This is a genomic window from Streptomyces spiramenti, from assembly GCF_012034385.1.
Lineage (GTDB): Bacteria > Actinomycetota > Actinomycetes > Streptomycetales > Streptomycetaceae > Streptomyces > Streptomyces spiramenti.
The window spans coordinates 1-13,842 of record NZ_JAAVJB010000135.1; the positions used below are offsets into that span (position 1 = coordinate 1).

Here is a 13,842-nt window from a genome sequence, read left to right on the forward strand (position 1 = left end):
GCGCCCGCCCGGCGGGCGCCGCGCGCCCCGGTCAGCTCTCCGTGCGGTACATCAGGTCCGTCTCGCGGGTCGCGAAGCCCTGGCTCTGGTAGAGGCGGACGGCCGCGGTGTTGTCGGCGTCGACGTAGAGCATCGCCTCGGGCAGTCCGCGGTCGTGCGCCAGGTAGCGCAGCCCCACGAGCGTGAGGGCCTTGCCGAGACCGAGCCCCTGGTTGCCGGGTCCGACACCGAGGACGTAGATCTCGCCGACGCCCTCGGCGGTGTGGACCTTGGTCCAGTGGAAGCCCAGGAGTTCCTCGGCTACCGGTTCACCGTCGGCACCGAGCTTCTCCCGTACGGCGAGGAAGAAACCGGCCGGGTCGAACCAGGCTTCACCCATACGAGCGCTGAGGTCCCGCCGAGTGAGGGACCCCTGTTCGGGGTGGTGGGCGAAGGCGGCGGCGTTGAGCTCCAGCCACGCCTCCTCGTCCCGGCCGGGTACGAAGTGCCGCACGCGGATTCCGTCGGGGAGGACCGGCTCCGGCAACGGCATCCCCTCCAACGGCCTGCGCAGTTGCCACAGTTCGCGGAACAGGTGCAGTCCCAGGCTCTGCGCGAGATGGCGGGCGGCGGGGTGGCCGCCGTGTGCCCAGATCCGAACCCGGCGTCCGGACTCGGCGAGCAGGGCCTCGCCGACTGCCCGGCCGTGGCCGCGACCGCGGTGGTCGGGATGAACGACCAGCTCAGCGGCGGGGGCCTCCACCCTGTCGGTACCGTCGAGTTGGCCGTAGGCGACCAACTCGCCTTTCTGGCGCAGCATCACGTGCCGCACGCCTTCGCGGGGGCCGCCCCGCAGCAACAGGCGGCCCTGTTCCGACACCGCGCTCTGGCCATCGAGGCGCGCACCCGCGTCGATCAGTTCCCCGGCGTCCCGCTGGTCCGCGGCCGACACCTCGTCCACCACTGTGACGTCGCTCATGGCAAAACTCTACGGCGATTCCGACGCGAACCGGCAATGCGCTCGTTACGTCATTACTCCTGACACGCTACGCGCGTAGCCGTAGGCTGCCGGGCAGTTTCCCCTCTCCAGCCCATCTCGGAAAGGAAATCTCCCCCCATGCACGGACCTTTCTCCCGGTCCCGCCGGAGCAGCGGCCGAGGACGGGGACGCCGTCGCGCCGCCGGTATGGTCGCCACCGCCCTCGCCGGCGCGCTGGCGCTCACTCTGCCCGCCGCCGCCAGCCCGTCCACCGGGGAGGTGGAGCAGACCCGCGCCGAGGCGGCCGGGCTGGGGCTGGGCCTGCCCAACCTGCCGGGACTGCCCAGCATCACCGTCGACCTCCAGGTCCTGGCCATCAACGACCTGCACGGCGCGCTGGAGCCGCCGACCGGTTCGGGCGGGCAGGTCACCCACGACCACGGCGACGGCCGCACCGAGGCGATCGACGCCGGCGGGGTGGAGTACCTCGCCACCTCGCTCCGCGAGGCGCGCAAGGGCAACTCCCGTTCCGTGACGGTGGCCGCGGGCGACATGGTCGGCGCGACGCCGCTGATCTCGGCGCTGTTCCACGACGAGCCCACCATCGAGGCGCTCAACGCCCTGAGGATGGACGTCGTCGGCGTCGGCAACCACGAGTTCGACGAGGGCTGGCGGGAGCTGCTGCGCAAGCAGGACGGCGGCTGCCACCCCGAGGACGGCTGCTACGTCGAGGACCGCGAGTTCGAGGGCGCGGACTTCCCGTTCCTCGCCGCCAACGTCGTGCACGAGAAGACCGGCAAGCCGATCACCGCGCCGTACACGATCAAGCGGATGAAGGGCGCCAGCGTCGGTTTCATCGGCGTGACTCTGGAGGGCACCGCCGACATCGTGACGCAGGAGGGCATCGAGGGGCTGAAGTTCCTCGACGAGGTCGAGACGATCGACACGTACGCCAAGCAGCTGAAGAAGCGCGGCGTCAACGCGGTCGTCGCACTGATCCACGAGGGCGGCTACCCGGCCAACTCGGCGTACAACGCGGACTGCGACGCGGACGGCGGCGGCCTCTCCGGGCCGATCGTGGAGATCGCCGAGAAGACCACCCCGATGGTGGACGTGATGGTCACCGGCCACACCCACGAGGCGTACGTCTGCACCATCCCCGACCCGGCCGGCAACGACCGCCTGGTCACCTCCGGCCAGTCCAACGGCCGCCTCTACACCGAGCTGAACATGAAGTACGACCTGCTGCGGCGCGACATCGTCCGGACCTCCGTCGAGGGCACCAACCACGTCGTCCACCGCGACCAGCCGAAGGCGCGCGACCTGACGCGACTGGTGGACTTCTGGGCCGAGCTGGCCGCGCCGATCGCCAACGAGCCGGTCGCCTGGATCAGCGAGGACATCCGGCAGGACCGCACCGTCCCCGAGACCCCGCTCGGCGACCTGGTCGCGGACGCCCAACTCGCCCACGCCCAGGGCATCGACGACTCGGCCGAGATCGCGCTGATGAACCCCGGCGGCATCCGCACCGACCTGGTGTACGCGGCCTCCGGTGACGAGGGCGACGGTGTCGTGACATACGAGGAGGGCTTCGCCGTCCAGCCGTTCACCAACTACGTGCACCTGATCGATCTCACCGGCGAGCAGCTGCTCCAGGTGCTGCGCGAGCAGGTGAGCGGCCCCAACGAGGGGTCGAACAAGATCCTCCAGCCCTCCGAGGGCTTCGAGTGGACGCTGGACCTCACCCGCTCCGGCGCGGACCGCGTCGTCGCGGACTCGGTGACCGTGAACGGGGAGCCGCTGGACGCCGACCGCGTCTACCGGGTCGCGGTGAACTCCTTCCTCGCCGGCGGCGGTGACGGCTTCCCGACGCTCGCCGAGGGTGCGAACCCGGTCGTCGGCGGCATCGACCTCGACGCGCTCATCGACCACCTCGGCGAGGTCTCCTCCCCGTCGGCCCCGCTCGCCGCCCCCGCGGCGGACCGGATCACCGTCATCCGCTGAGGCGGGGGCGGCCGTGAGGCCGCCGCCCGGACCGCGACCGTCTCTCCAGGTCACGGCTTGTTCCGGCCCACGGAGCGGGCCGATACCTCAACTTCGCTCGAAGTAGAGCTACCCTTCCCTCATGACCCCCGGAACGATCAGTCGAGAGCTCACCATCGGCCAGCTCGCCGAGCGCAGCGGCGTCGCTCCGTCCGCGCTGCGGTTCTACGAGGAGAGCGGGCTGATCGACTCCCGTCGCACCGGGGGCAACCAGCGGCGCTACCGCCGCGAGACGCTGCGCCGCGTCGCTTTCATCCGGGTCTCGCAGAACCTCGGCATCCCACTCGCCGAGATCCGCGACGCGCTCTCGCTCCTGCCGAACGGGCGCACGCCGACCCCGGAGGACTGGGCGGCGGTCTCCGAACGGTGGCGCGGCGACCTCGACGCCCGCATCCACCAGCTCACCCAGCTGCGGGACCACCTCTCGGGCTGCATCGGCTGCGGCTGCCTCTCCCTGCGCGACTGCGCGCTTGCCAACCCCGACGACGCCCTCGCCGCGAAGGGCCCCGGCGCTCGGCGACTCACCGGCGAGGGCGCCGCGGGCCGAGCCCGCGACCCCGAGGACGAGCCGCCGAAGTAGCCCACGTCCCAGGCGTGTTGGCCCCGGATCCGGCTCTGGCATTGGTGACGAACCACGCTCACCGGGCAGTTCGCCGCACGCGCGCCCACCCAAGGCCACGATTCCGTCGCGCTTCCACCACGACCAGGACACAACGCGGGCGAACTGCTGCGGATTCCGCTACGCCACGCTGTGCTGTGGCGATGAGAACGATCACCGCACGCACCGCACACCGCCGCGCCCTGACCGCGGCGGCCGGCGCCGTCATCCTCACCGTCACCCTCACCGCATGTTCGGGCGACAGCGACGACTCCGCCGGGCGCTCCGACGTGCCCCCCGGCCTGGAACACCTCGAAGACCTGGAGAACATCGACCCCGACGACATGGCCGCCCTGGAGGACGCGCTCAACGAACTGGAAGGACTGGGCGCCGGCACCGACCTGTCCCAGGGCGACTGCTGGGGCCGCGCCGACACGGTGGACCACTCCCCGACCTCCTGCACCGAGCCCCACATCTTCGAAGTGACGGGCGTGCACACCGACTTCGAGCCATCCGCGCCCGACGACATCATCACCACCACCGAGGAGAAGGAAGCCCTCTGCGAGGAGACGTTCGCCGAGTACTTCGGCTTCCCCGTCAACGGCCAGCAGCCGCCGGTGCTCGTCCCCGCCGCCGAGCCGACGATCGTCACCCGTGGCATCCCGCAGACCGTCGTGTGCAGCGCCTACACGACGCGCACCGAGGAGCACACCGCCTCGTTCCGGTGACCTTCCCGGACCACGCCGAACGCACGCTGCCCCACCCCGGGTAGGACCTCCGGCTCACGGCGGCACACCCGCCGCCCGCGGCCGACCGGCACCCGCACCGCCGAACCCGCCCCGCGTCACCCCGCAGGGGCGGGCGGCGGGCAGCCGCACGACTGCCGGGTCTTCAGCTCGACCGGGAACTGCCGCACCCGGTCCGGGGCGCCGCCGCCCTCCGCCGGGTCCCCCATCGCCAGGCCGACCGCGGCCCGCGCCATGGCACCCCGGTCGGAGCCGACCGTCGTCAGCGGCGGATCGGTGAGACCCGCCTCCTTGACGTCGTCGAACCCGGCGACGGCCAGCTCCCCCGGCACGTCGATCCGCAGCTCCCGCGCGGCGCGCAGCACCCCGATGGCCTGGTCGTCGGTGGCGCAGAAGATCGCCGGCGGACGGTCGGTCCCGGCCAGCAGCTCCAGCGCCACCCGGTACGCGTCGTAACGGTTGTAGGGCGCGGAGAACAGCCGTCCCACCACGGGGAGGTTGGCGTCCCGCATCGCGTTGCGCCAACCGTCGACGTGGTCGGTGACCGGGTCGCCCACGGTCGGGGTCTCCTCGGTCCCGCCCAGGCACGCGACGTAGGGGTAGCCGTGCGACAGCAGGTGCCGCACGGCCTCCTCGGCCCCTCCGACGTCGTCGAGGACGACCGCCACGTCGTTGATGGCCTCCGGCCGTTCGTGCATGAGCACCACGCGGGCGTCCCACGCCTCGATCTCGGCGGCGGCGTTGGCCGACGGCCCCTGGCTGATCAGGATCAGCCCGGAGACCCGCATGCCGAGGAACGCGCGGAGATAGTGCACCTCGCGCTCGTCGAGGTAGTCGGAGTTGCCGACGAGCACCATCATCCCGCGCTCGGCCGCGGCCCGTTCGACGGCGTGTGCCATCTCGGCGAAGAACGGCTGCCGCGCGTCCGGCACGATCAGCCCTATGAGGTCGGTCCGCTGCGAGGCCATGGCCTGCGCGACCCGGTCCGGCCGGTAACCGAGCTCCTTGATGGCGTTGAGCACCCGTTCCCGGGTCGCCGCGGCCACCGGACGCGGGCCGTTGTTGATGACATAACTGACAACGGCGGTCGAGGTTCCCGCCAGTCGTGCGACATCGTCCCGCGTCACCTTGGCCACGGCGGAAGTCTAGACCGCTGCCCGCTCAGGCCCGGCGAGCGGCCTGCTTGACCACCTGCTCGGCCTCGCGGGTCACGGCACGGGCCTGCTCGGCCTCCACCGAGTCGGTCTTCTCCGGAACGACGAAGCGGTAGCCGACGTTGCGGACGGTGCCGATCAGCGACTCGTGCTCCGGGCCGAGCTTGGCGCGCAGCCGCCGCACGTGGACGTCCACGGTCCGGGTGCCGCCGAAGTAGTCGTACCCCCACACCTCCTGGAGGAGCTGCGCGCGGGTGAAGACGCGGCCCGGGTGCTGGGCCAGGTACTTCAGGAGCTCGAACTCCTTGAAGGTGAGGTCCAGGACGCGGCCCTTCAGCTTGGCGCTGTAGGTCGCCTCGTCCACGAGCAGGTCGCCGTTGCGGATCTCGGTCGGGCTGTCGTCGCTGACCAGCTGGCGGCGGCCGATCGCCAGCCGCAGCCGGGCCTCGACCTCGGCGGGGCCGGCGGAGTCCAGCACCACGTCGTCCACCCCCCAGTCGGCGGTGACGGCGGCGAGGCCGCCCTCGGTGACGATCAGCACCAGCGGGCAGCCGGGGCCGGTGGAGTGCAGCAGCTGGCACAGCGACCGCACCTGCGGCAGGTCCTTGCGCCCGTCGACGAGGATCGCGTCCGCGCTGGGGACGTCCACCAGGGCCGGCCCCTCCGCGGGGGCGACGCGCACGTTGTGGAGCAGCAACTCAAGGGCCGGGAGCACCTGGGAAGACGGCTGGAGGGCATTGGTCAGCAGAAGCAGGGAGCTCACGACGAGGTCCTTCCTCAGTCCTGGACAGCGTGACGGCGGTACAGCGATGCGGGTGCGGTACGCGTTTCGGCGGAGATGGACAGTTGGACGGCGGACGGCTCAGGCGACGTTGCCCGGGTATCCCGGTCTGCGCGGGCGGGCCGCGGGCGGAGGTCGTCGAAGAGCGACGAAGATCCACAGCGGCCCGGAAAGCGCGAAAGGACCCGTTCGCGGCGTCGGCGCCCGGATCCTTCTGGCACGAGAGCATACCGGAGGTGTCCGATCCGTGAAGGGACGCGCGTCACATCGCCGACATCCGGACGTGATCCGGCCACCATGCGGACGCCGCGCGGGTCGCGGCCCGACCCGCGCCCGTCACCGCCTCGACACCACCGGGACACCCGCACCCCCACCGCTCCGACGGGGCCACCGCTCCCGGGCGGGCGGCCGGTCGCGGCTCCGGGGGCGGCACGGTGGGGGCCCGCGGGGCTGCCATGATGGGCGACTACAGCGGGAGGACTCGATGGCGAGCGGCACGATCAGGTACTGGGCGGCGGCGAAGGCCGCGGCCGGCACCGCCGAGGAGACATATCGGGCGGACCACCTGTCGGCCGCGCTGGACGAGGCCCGCGCCCGGCACGCGGACCGCCCGGAGTTCGAGCGGGTGCTGCTGCGCTGCTCGTTCCTGGTGGACGAGCGCCAGGTCGGCTCCCGCGACCACGCAGACGTCCCGCTCACCGAAGGCGGCACCGTCGAGGTGCTGCCGCCGTTCGCCGGAGGCTCCCGATGAGCACCCCCCATCCCCACGACCAGCCCGGGTACGGCCCGCCGACCGGGCAGCCGCACCCGCCGGCGGGTGCGGGGTACGCCCCCGCGCCCGGGGCGGGCCCGGGGCCCTACGCGCCGGACGGCGGGCAGGGCCCCGGCGCGCCGGTTGCTCCGGGCCACGGCGACCCGCACGGCCTCCGGTACGGCGCCGATCACGGCGGTGCGGCGCGGCAGGACCCCTACGGCGGGCAGCGGGACGGCCACCAGGGCGGGCAGTACGGCGCCCCCGGCCACCGCACCCCGTACCGGGGGGACGCGCCCGCGCCCGGCCACGCGGGGCCGGGGTACGGCCCCGCCGGCGGGCCGACTCCCGCCGTGCCGGCGCCCGAGGCCGAGGAACCGCCGCTCGCGCCGGGCACGGTCCGCCGCGTGGGATCGCCGATCCGGCCGCCCGGCATCCGGCCCGCCGCGATCACCGCGCTCTTCGGCGCGCTGATCGCCGTGTCGGCCCCGTTCGGCCTGTACGCGCTGCTTCCCGTCGTCGTGGTCCTCCAGGCGGTCACCGCCGCGGGCTGGTTCCGGCTCAACGGCATGTGGCCGGCCCGCCAGGGCATCCTGCTCGCGTTCGCGGCCGGGCTCGCCGCGGACGTCGTACTGATCCTGGCGCCCGCCGGCGAGGCGGCGGGCGCGCTGGCCGGGACGCTCGGCGTGTGGTTCCTGCTCGTGATCGTGCTCCAGCTGCGGCACCACGGCGAGGGCGACGACCGGCTGGCATCGCTGACGGCGACCGCCGCCTCCGCCCTGCTCGCCGTCGTCGCGGGCGGTCTGCTGGCGGCGGTGACGGTGAACCGCACGGCCGTCGTCGCGGTCGCGGTCGCGGTCGCCGTCGCGGCGCTGTCCCGGGCCGCGCTCACCGTGCCGTGGGTATCGCCCGTGGTGGCGCTGGCGCTGGCGACCGGCGCGGGCGCCGGGGTCGGCCACTGGGCGCAGGCACTGCCCGAGGGCGCGCTGCTGGGTGCGGCGGCGGGCGTCTGCGCGCTGACGGGGCTGCGGGTGGCCAGCTACGACTGGCCGTCGCGGTTCGTCCACTTCACCGCGGGAGTGGCACTGCCGATGACGGCCGCCGCTCCGGCGGCCTACCTGCTGGCGCGGGCGCTGTTCTGAGCTGAGGGCGGAGGGGCGGTCCGGCACGCCGGGCCGCCCCTCCGGCGTGTCCGGCCCGTGGAACGGACGGCGGGACGACAGACGGCAGACGGAACGTTCCAGGTGCGCGGCACGTCCTAGGAACGAGTGCGGGGCCCGTGTCGCGGGCCCGGCGCGAGGTCTCCGGCACGCGCCCGGGGCCGCCGGGTTACGCTCACGGCTGCCCGTCGACCAACCAGGGGGAAGCAGACTGATGCGAGCGCTGCGAATAGGGCTGATCCTGCTCGTGATCCTCGGCGGCCTCGCCGTGGCCGCCGACCGCCTGGCGGTCAACATGGCCGAGGGCGAGATCGCCTCCAAGGTCCGCCAGACGCAGGGGTTGGACGCCGACCCGTCGGTGTCCATCGGAGGCTTCCCGTTCCTGACCCAGTTGGTGGGCAAGGAGCTGGAGAGCGTCGAGCTCGGCGTCGACTCCTACGCGGTGCGGGTCGACGACCAGGAGGGCGCGGTGGAGGACCTCACCATCCGGCTGGAGGACGTGCGACTGGAGAACACCTACGAACGCGCCGTCGCCGCCCGCGCCAGCGGGGAGGGGACCCTCTCCTACGCCGAGATGCAGCGGCTGACCGTGCCCGAGGACTCCACCTTCGGTGTCGCCTACAGCTACGGGGGCGACGGCGAGATCGAGCTGCGGGTCACGGTGATGGGCCAGGCGGTCGGTCCCGCGATGGGTGGCGACATCACCGTCGAGGGCGACCTGGTGCGGGTCTCGGTGGAGGACATCCCGTCCTTCGCGGACGTGCCGGTGGTCGGCAGCATCGACGGCATCGACGAGCGCATCCGCGAACGCGTGGACCAGCAGAGGCAGTTGTCGGGTCTCCCCTCCGGCGTGGAGGTCGACGGGCTGGAGGCGACCGAGGACGGCGTCACCCTGCGGCTGAGCGGCACCGACGTGATCCTCGCGGGGACTCCCGCGGCGGAGTGAGCGCGGGTCGTCGACGTCCGGCGGCCGTGACGAGCGCGGCGACAGTCGCGGTGAAGGGCCCGGCGCGCGCCGGGCCCTTCACCTTTCGCGCACCCGTACGGGACGGCCGACCCGGCGAGGGGTCCACATGTCGGGACGAGTGGCCCACGCGGCCACGGCGGGCCGTCAACGGGGCGAGCGCGACCCGCCCGAGGACGCCGAATCGACAGGCCCCTTTCCCGCCACGACTGATTCGCGCAGGTCAGAGCCGCGGCAGCTGGTCAGGTGTCCACCATCGAGTGGTATCCCCGCGCGGCAACAGCGACCACTCCCACCTGCCAATCCCGCATGACGGACGAATGCGTCTCGCCATACGGACGACCGGTGACAGCGGCGACCCTCCGTCCGTACGATCTCTGGCATGACACGACAGGCGGATCTCACCAAGCGACGCGCAGTCGACCTGTGCCGCGTCGCCGCCATGCTCTGTCGTCCCGTCGCCTGACGGCTCCTCCCCTCGCATCCACTCGCGCCGCGCGGCGCGCACCTCGGCGCGCCCGGCACCGCGCCCGCCCGCCGCGCCACGAATCGCCTCGCAGAACCCGCCCCGCAGAAGGAGAACAGCATGAGCCGCAGTGACGTCCTCGTCGACGCCGACTGGGTACAGGCCCGCATCGACGACCCCAAGGTGGTCATCGTCGAGGTGGACGAGGACACCTCGGCCTACGAGAAGAACCACATCCGCAACGCCGTCCGCGTCGACTGGAAGAAGGACCTCCAGGACCCGGTGCGCCGCGACTTCGTGGACCAGGAGGGCTTCGAGAAGCTGCTCTCCGCCAAGGGCATCGCCAACGACGACACCGTCGTGCTCTACGGCGGAAACAACAACTGGTTCGCCGCCTACGCCTACTGGTACTTCAAGCTCTACGGCCACGAGGACGTCAAGCTCCTCGACGGCGGCCGCAAGAAGTGGGAGCTGGACTCCCGCGACCTGGTCGCGGAGGTGCCCGAGCGCGCCGCCACCGAGTACCGGGCGAAGCCGCAGGACCTCTCGATCCGCGCCTTCCGCGACGAGGTAGTGGCGGCCATCGGCACCCAGAACCTGGTCGACGTCCGCTCCCCCGACGAGTTCAGCGGCAAGCTGCTCGCCCCGGCCCACCTGCCGCAGGAGCAGTCCCAGGTCGCCGGCCACGTGCCCTCCGCCCGGAACATCCCGTGGTCCAAGTCGGCCAACGACGACGGCACGTTCCGCTCCGACGAGGAGCTGAAGGAGCTGTACGAGGGCGAGGGCGTGGACCTGGCCAAGGACACCATCGCCTACTGCCGTATCGGTGAGCGCTCCGCCCACAGCTGGTTCGTGCTGCACGAGCTGCTCGGCCAGGCCAACGTCAAGAACTACGACGGCTCCTGGACCGAGTACGGCTCCCTGGTGGGCGTGCCCGTGGAGACCGGCCCCGCCCGGTGACACCCCAGGGGCGGTGACGCCCGGCGGCCCCGCGTTCGGGGCCGCGCCCCCGCGACCACCACAGTTCGAAGGACGGAACCACATGTGCGGAGCACAGGCAGGCGGCCCCGACGCCGCGTCGATCAAGCCCGGTGAGACCACCATCCAGGGATCGGTCACCCGCGCCGGCGAGCCGGTCACCGGCTACGTCCGACTGCTCGACTCCACCGGCGAGTTCACCGCCGAGGTACCGACGTCGGCCACCGGACAGTTCCGGTTCTACGCCGCCGAGGGCACCTGGACGGTCCGCGCCCTGGTGCCGGGCGGCACCGCCGACCGCACCGTGGTCGCCGAGCAGGGTGGTCTGACCGAGGTCGCGATCGCCGTCTGAGGACCCCGAGCGGAGAGACCGGGCACACCGGGCGGACACCACCGCCCGGCCGGTCGTCCGAACGGCAGGAGGGCCGCGCCCCGAACGGGTTGGACACCCGGGGCGCGGCCCTCAGCCGTCTCGGTCGGTCGCGGCAACCCGACCGGCGCGCGCCGGTCGGGTTCACATGCCGGTCGGGCTCAGTAGACGAGCGCCTGGACGTCGTCACCGACGATCTCGCTGACGAACACCTGCGCCCCGGCGATGCGCACGCCCTCGATCACGTCGCCCTCCCCGATGTCGCGCCGTGCGGCGCACTGGGTGCAGAGCGTCAGCCGCCCGCCGGAGGCGATCGTCTCCAGCAGGTCGGGCAGCGGCGCCGCGTGGGGCAGTTCGAACTCGGCCGCGCGCCCGGGGAGCGCGAACCAGGCCGACTCCCCCGTCAGCCACAACGACACCTCGACGCCACTGGCCACGGCCACCGCCGCCACCGTGAACGCCTGCGAGCACCGCTCCGGGGCGTCCGCCCCCGCCGTCACCTTGATCACCAGCCGCTTAGCCATGGCCGAACCGTACCGAACGCGGCGACGACCGGGGGCGGCGCGGCTCACAGCGGCGGCGTGAGCGGGGGCGGGCCGGTTCGCGCCGACGGGCGGCGCCACCCGGCAATGCCGCACCGCCCGCACGGTGTGTACGGGCGGTGCGACTGGTACGCGGCGCACGTCGGCGCCCGCGGCTCAGGCGATCCTCCGGTGCCGCCGACGGTCGCCCCGAGGTGAACGGCGCTGCGGCCGGCCCGGGGGGCGAGAGTGAGAACGTGCGGATCCGTTCAGCGACTGGCGCCGCAATTGGCACAGAGCCAGTCGCCGCCGGGTCCCTGGTGCATGGTCGCACCGCAGTCTGGACAAGCCATGATCACACCCCTTCCAACCGCGTTAGACGCAAGACCCCTCGGTTGCGTTCATTCACACTGATCACGAGTTGATTACCTGGCATGCGCCACCTACCCAGGACCGGACGGCGTACCTCACACAGCCGTCACGATCCGGGACCGATAGAATCGGGGGCGGTTCGTGATCATTGTTCGCCGTACTAGGAGCCCCCGTGCTTGAGGCCTTCTTCATTACCCTGATGGTGCTGGTCGCCGTCGGCACCGCCGCGTTCACCGGCCTCGTCGTCAAGAAGCTCTACCAGGGCCAGCGCTGAATCCCGTCCCCCTCCGCAAGGACATTCTGAGTTCCCATGATCGAGATCCCGTCCGACCTGCACCCCGACCTCGTGCCGCTGGCCTTCCTGCTCGGTAACTGGCAGGGAGCGGGCGTCGCGGACCCTCCCGGCGAGGAGCAGTGCAACTTCGGGCAGGAGGTCGTCTTCTCCCATGACGGCCGGGACTTCCTGGAGTTCAGCTCGCACACCTGGCGCCTGGACTCCGAGGGCCGGAAGGTCAGCCCGCTGGAGTCCGAGCACGGCTACTGGCGGGTCAAGGACCGGAAGATCGACCTGGTCACGGTGCGCGACAAGGGCATCGTGGAGGTCTGGTACGGCGAACTCGCCGACGGGCGACCGCAGATCGAGCTGGCGACCGACGCGCTGGCGCGCACCGGCGCCTCCCCCGAATACGCCGGCGGGAAGCGGCTGTACGGCTACGTCAAGGGCGACCTGATGTGGGTCGGCGAGGTCTCGACCCCCGACAAGCCGTTGCGCCCGTACATGTCCGCGCAGCTCAAGAAGGTCGTGGACCCCCGGGAGTGGGCCAAGGACATCAAGGACCTCCCGGACGACGGCATCGCCTTCTTCAAGTGACGCACGGCGGGGCGCCCGGTGGCGCCCCGCTCGCAGACCGACGGCCGGCGCGGCCCCACCATCCGGGGCCGTGCCGGCCGCGTCGTGCGCGCTGCCCGGGGGTGCCCGGGGCAGCGGCTCAGAGCGCGCGGAGCGCCCCGCCGTCCACGGCGACGAGCGAACCGGTCAGGTAGCCGGCCGCAGGTGAGAGCACGAACGCCGCGGTCCGGCCGAACTCCTCCGGCTCGCCGTAGCGGCCCAGCGGGATACCGGCGAGGGCGCTCTCCCGGGCGGCCGGGTTGGTCGCGTCCAGCTCCCGCATGCGGTCGGTGAGGACGCGGCCCGGAAGCAGCCCCATCACGCGCACGCCGCGCGGGCCGAACTCGTCGGCCATGTCCTTGGCGACCATCGCCAGGCCGGGCCGCAGCCCGTTGGAGATGCCGAGGCCGGTGATGGGCGAGCGCGCCGAGGAGGACAGCACCAGGCCGATCGCGCCGCCCTCGCCGGCCGCGAGGCGCCCTCCGAGCTCCCGCACGGCGCGCACCGCGCCGAGGAAGACGGTCTCGAAGGCGCCGCGCCACTGCTCGTCGGTGGCCGAGGCCGCCGTGCCGGGCGGCGGGCCGCCGACCGACACCAGCGCGCCGTCGAGACGGCCGTAGGTCTCCGTCGCCACGTCCGCCAGCCGCAGCGCGGTGTCCGCCGCGCCCAGGTCGGCGACGACGCCGGTGGCGGCACCGCCGACGGCGGCACCCAGTTCGTTGAGGCGGTCGGCCGCGGCGGCGACCGAGTCGGTGTCGCGCGAGGAGATCACCACCTTGGCGCCGTCGCCGACCAGCGCAGCCGCGGTGGCGTACCCCAGCCCCCGACTGCCGCCGGTCACGACGTGGACACGTCCCGCCAGTCCCAGGTCCATCCGCTTGGCTCCCATCCGTGTGCGACCCCGTGGGCGGGGTCGGTCGTCCGTCGAACGGCGTCCGGCCGCGGCCCGGCCGGATCCGGCGCCGCTGTCGTGCGTCGTCGTACCGCGCGCCGCGTGGCCGCCGCCCGCAGGACTCCGGTCGGCCACCCGTCGCGCGTGACCGCGAGGCTACGCCGACCGTCCACGCCCGTCGGCGCGCGCTGGGCCGTGC

General features: G+C 72.9%; 15 protein-coding genes. 10 read left to right on the plus strand and 5 right to left on the minus strand.

Translation table 11 applies throughout. The features are described 5' to 3' along the window. Positions 1-31 precede the first annotated feature (31 nt). A complete protein-coding gene (gene mshD, locus HCJ92_RS15845; protein WP_167934245.1) occupies positions 32-958 on the minus strand; it encodes a mycothiol synthase in 927 nt (308 codons plus the stop codon). Positions 959-1,096: 138 nt separating this feature from the next. Between mshD and HCJ92_RS15850 the strand changes: the two genes are divergently transcribed. The 3 genes from HCJ92_RS15850 (at position 1,097) to HCJ92_RS15860 (ending at position 4,327) form a co-directional block, all read left to right on the plus strand. After that, on the plus strand, positions 1,097-2,962 hold the full coding sequence (locus tag HCJ92_RS15850; protein ID WP_338054202.1) for a bifunctional metallophosphatase/5'-nucleotidase: 1,866 nt from the start codon (positions 1,097-1,099) through the stop codon (positions 2,960-2,962). Between the two features lie 121 nt (positions 2,963-3,083). Continuing rightward, a complete protein-coding gene (soxR, locus tag HCJ92_RS15855; protein ID WP_167934246.1) occupies positions 3,084-3,581 on the plus strand; it encodes a redox-sensitive transcriptional activator SoxR in 498 nt (165 codons plus the stop codon). Between the two features lie 182 nt (positions 3,582-3,763). After that, positions 3,764-4,327 carry a hypothetical protein gene (locus tag HCJ92_RS15860; RefSeq protein ID WP_167934247.1) on the plus strand — a complete coding sequence of 188 codons (564 nt, stop codon included), beginning with the start codon at positions 3,764-3,766 and terminating at the stop codon, positions 4,325-4,327. 116 nt (positions 4,328-4,443) lie between these two features. Here the strand turns inward: HCJ92_RS15860 and HCJ92_RS15865 are convergent, their stop codons facing one another. Then, on the minus strand, positions 4,444-5,481 hold the full coding sequence (locus HCJ92_RS15865; RefSeq protein WP_167934248.1) for a substrate-binding domain-containing protein: 1,038 nt from the start codon (positions 5,479-5,481) through the stop codon (positions 4,444-4,446). Between the two features lie 25 nt (positions 5,482-5,506). Beyond that, positions 5,507-6,262 carry a winged helix-turn-helix domain-containing protein gene (locus HCJ92_RS15870; RefSeq protein WP_167934249.1) on the minus strand — a complete coding sequence of 252 codons (756 nt, stop codon included), beginning with the start codon at positions 6,260-6,262 and terminating at the stop codon, positions 5,507-5,509. Positions 6,263-6,764: 502 nt separating this feature from the next. On the opposite strand from HCJ92_RS15870, the gene HCJ92_RS15875 reads away from it, so the two are divergent. From HCJ92_RS15875 to HCJ92_RS15895, 6 genes are all read left to right on the plus strand, one after another. After that, positions 6,765-7,031: a MoaD/ThiS family protein gene (locus HCJ92_RS15875; protein WP_167934250.1), complete on the plus strand. Its 267-nt coding sequence runs from the start codon at positions 6,765-6,767 to the stop codon at positions 7,029-7,031. Next, complete coding sequence (locus HCJ92_RS15880; protein WP_167934251.1) at positions 7,028-8,173, plus strand: hypothetical protein; 1,146 nt, start codon at positions 7,028-7,030, stop codon at positions 8,171-8,173. The genes HCJ92_RS15875 and HCJ92_RS15880 overlap by 4 nt, the downstream gene beginning before the upstream one ends. 232 nt (positions 8,174-8,405) lie before the next feature. Further along, the gene (locus tag HCJ92_RS15885) at positions 8,406-9,137 is read left to right on the plus strand and encodes an LmeA family phospholipid-binding protein (protein ID WP_167934252.1); all 732 of its coding nucleotides are present in this window, start codon (positions 8,406-8,408) and stop codon (positions 9,135-9,137) included. A 400-nt stretch (positions 9,138-9,537) separates the two neighbouring features. Further along, on the plus strand, positions 9,538-9,621 hold the full coding sequence (locus tag HCJ92_RS25840; protein WP_369008423.1) for an Ms5788A family Cys-rich leader peptide: 84 nt from the start codon (positions 9,538-9,540) through the stop codon (positions 9,619-9,621). A gap of 120 nt (positions 9,622-9,741) precedes the next feature. Next, positions 9,742-10,581 carry a sulfurtransferase gene (locus tag HCJ92_RS15890; protein WP_167934253.1) on the plus strand — a complete coding sequence of 280 codons (840 nt, stop codon included), beginning with the start codon at positions 9,742-9,744 and terminating at the stop codon, positions 10,579-10,581. Positions 10,582-10,663: 82 nt separating this feature from the next. After that, entirely contained in the window at positions 10,664-10,951 is a 288-nt protein-coding gene (locus tag HCJ92_RS15895; RefSeq protein WP_167934254.1) for a DUF1416 domain-containing protein, read from the plus strand. A 179-nt stretch (positions 10,952-11,130) separates the two neighbouring features. Here HCJ92_RS15895 and HCJ92_RS15900 read toward each other — a convergent pair whose 3' ends face one another. Beyond that, positions 11,131-11,493 carry a DsrE family protein gene (locus tag HCJ92_RS15900; RefSeq protein ID WP_167934255.1) on the minus strand — a complete coding sequence of 121 codons (363 nt, stop codon included), beginning with the start codon at positions 11,491-11,493 and terminating at the stop codon, positions 11,131-11,133. A 679-nt stretch (positions 11,494-12,172) separates the two neighbouring features. Here HCJ92_RS15900 and HCJ92_RS15905 point away from each other — a divergent pair. Continuing rightward, complete coding sequence (locus HCJ92_RS15905; protein ID WP_167934256.1) at positions 12,173-12,733, plus strand: heme-binding beta-barrel domain-containing protein; 561 nt, start codon at positions 12,173-12,175, stop codon at positions 12,731-12,733. Between the two features lie 118 nt (positions 12,734-12,851). Here HCJ92_RS15905 and HCJ92_RS15910 read toward each other — a convergent pair whose 3' ends face one another. After that, positions 12,852-13,625, minus strand: a complete 774-nt coding sequence (locus tag HCJ92_RS15910) for an SDR family oxidoreductase (protein ID WP_167934258.1) — start codon at positions 13,623-13,625, stop codon at positions 12,852-12,854. Positions 13,626-13,842 lie beyond the last annotated feature (217 nt).

What these genes read in the sequence shown, in the direction of transcription:
- mshD (WP_167934245.1), bottom strand. Translation starts at nt 958, where the DNA reads ATGAGCGACGTCACAGTGGTGGACGAGGTGTCGGCCGCGGACCAGCGG.
- HCJ92_RS15850 (WP_338054202.1), top strand. Translation starts at nt 1,097, where the DNA reads ATGCACGGACCTTTCTCCCGGTCCCGCCGGAGCAGCGGCCGAGGACGG.
- soxR (WP_167934246.1), top strand. Translation starts at nt 3,084, where the DNA reads ATGACCCCCGGAACGATCAGTCGAGAGCTCACCATCGGCCAGCTCGCC.
- HCJ92_RS15860 (WP_167934247.1), top strand. Translation starts at nt 3,764, where the DNA reads ATGAGAACGATCACCGCACGCACCGCACACCGCCGCGCCCTGACCGCG.
- HCJ92_RS15875 (WP_167934250.1), top strand. Translation starts at nt 6,765, where the DNA reads ATGGCGAGCGGCACGATCAGGTACTGGGCGGCGGCGAAGGCCGCGGCC.
- HCJ92_RS15880 (WP_167934251.1), top strand. Translation starts at nt 7,028, where the DNA reads ATGAGCACCCCCCATCCCCACGACCAGCCCGGGTACGGCCCGCCGACC.
- HCJ92_RS15885 (WP_167934252.1), top strand. Translation starts at nt 8,406, where the DNA reads ATGCGAGCGCTGCGAATAGGGCTGATCCTGCTCGTGATCCTCGGCGGC.
- HCJ92_RS25840 (WP_369008423.1), top strand. Translation starts at nt 9,538, where the DNA reads ATGACACGACAGGCGGATCTCACCAAGCGACGCGCAGTCGACCTGTGC.
- HCJ92_RS15890 (WP_167934253.1), top strand. Translation starts at nt 9,742, where the DNA reads ATGAGCCGCAGTGACGTCCTCGTCGACGCCGACTGGGTACAGGCCCGC.
- HCJ92_RS15895 (WP_167934254.1), top strand. Translation starts at nt 10,664, where the DNA reads ATGTGCGGAGCACAGGCAGGCGGCCCCGACGCCGCGTCGATCAAGCCC.
- HCJ92_RS15900 (WP_167934255.1), bottom strand. Translation starts at nt 11,493, where the DNA reads ATGGCTAAGCGGCTGGTGATCAAGGTGACGGCGGGGGCGGACGCCCCG.
- HCJ92_RS15905 (WP_167934256.1), top strand. Translation starts at nt 12,173, where the DNA reads ATGATCGAGATCCCGTCCGACCTGCACCCCGACCTCGTGCCGCTGGCC.
- HCJ92_RS15910 (WP_167934258.1), bottom strand. Translation starts at nt 13,625, where the DNA reads ATGGACCTGGGACTGGCGGGACGTGTCCACGTCGTGACCGGCGGCAGT.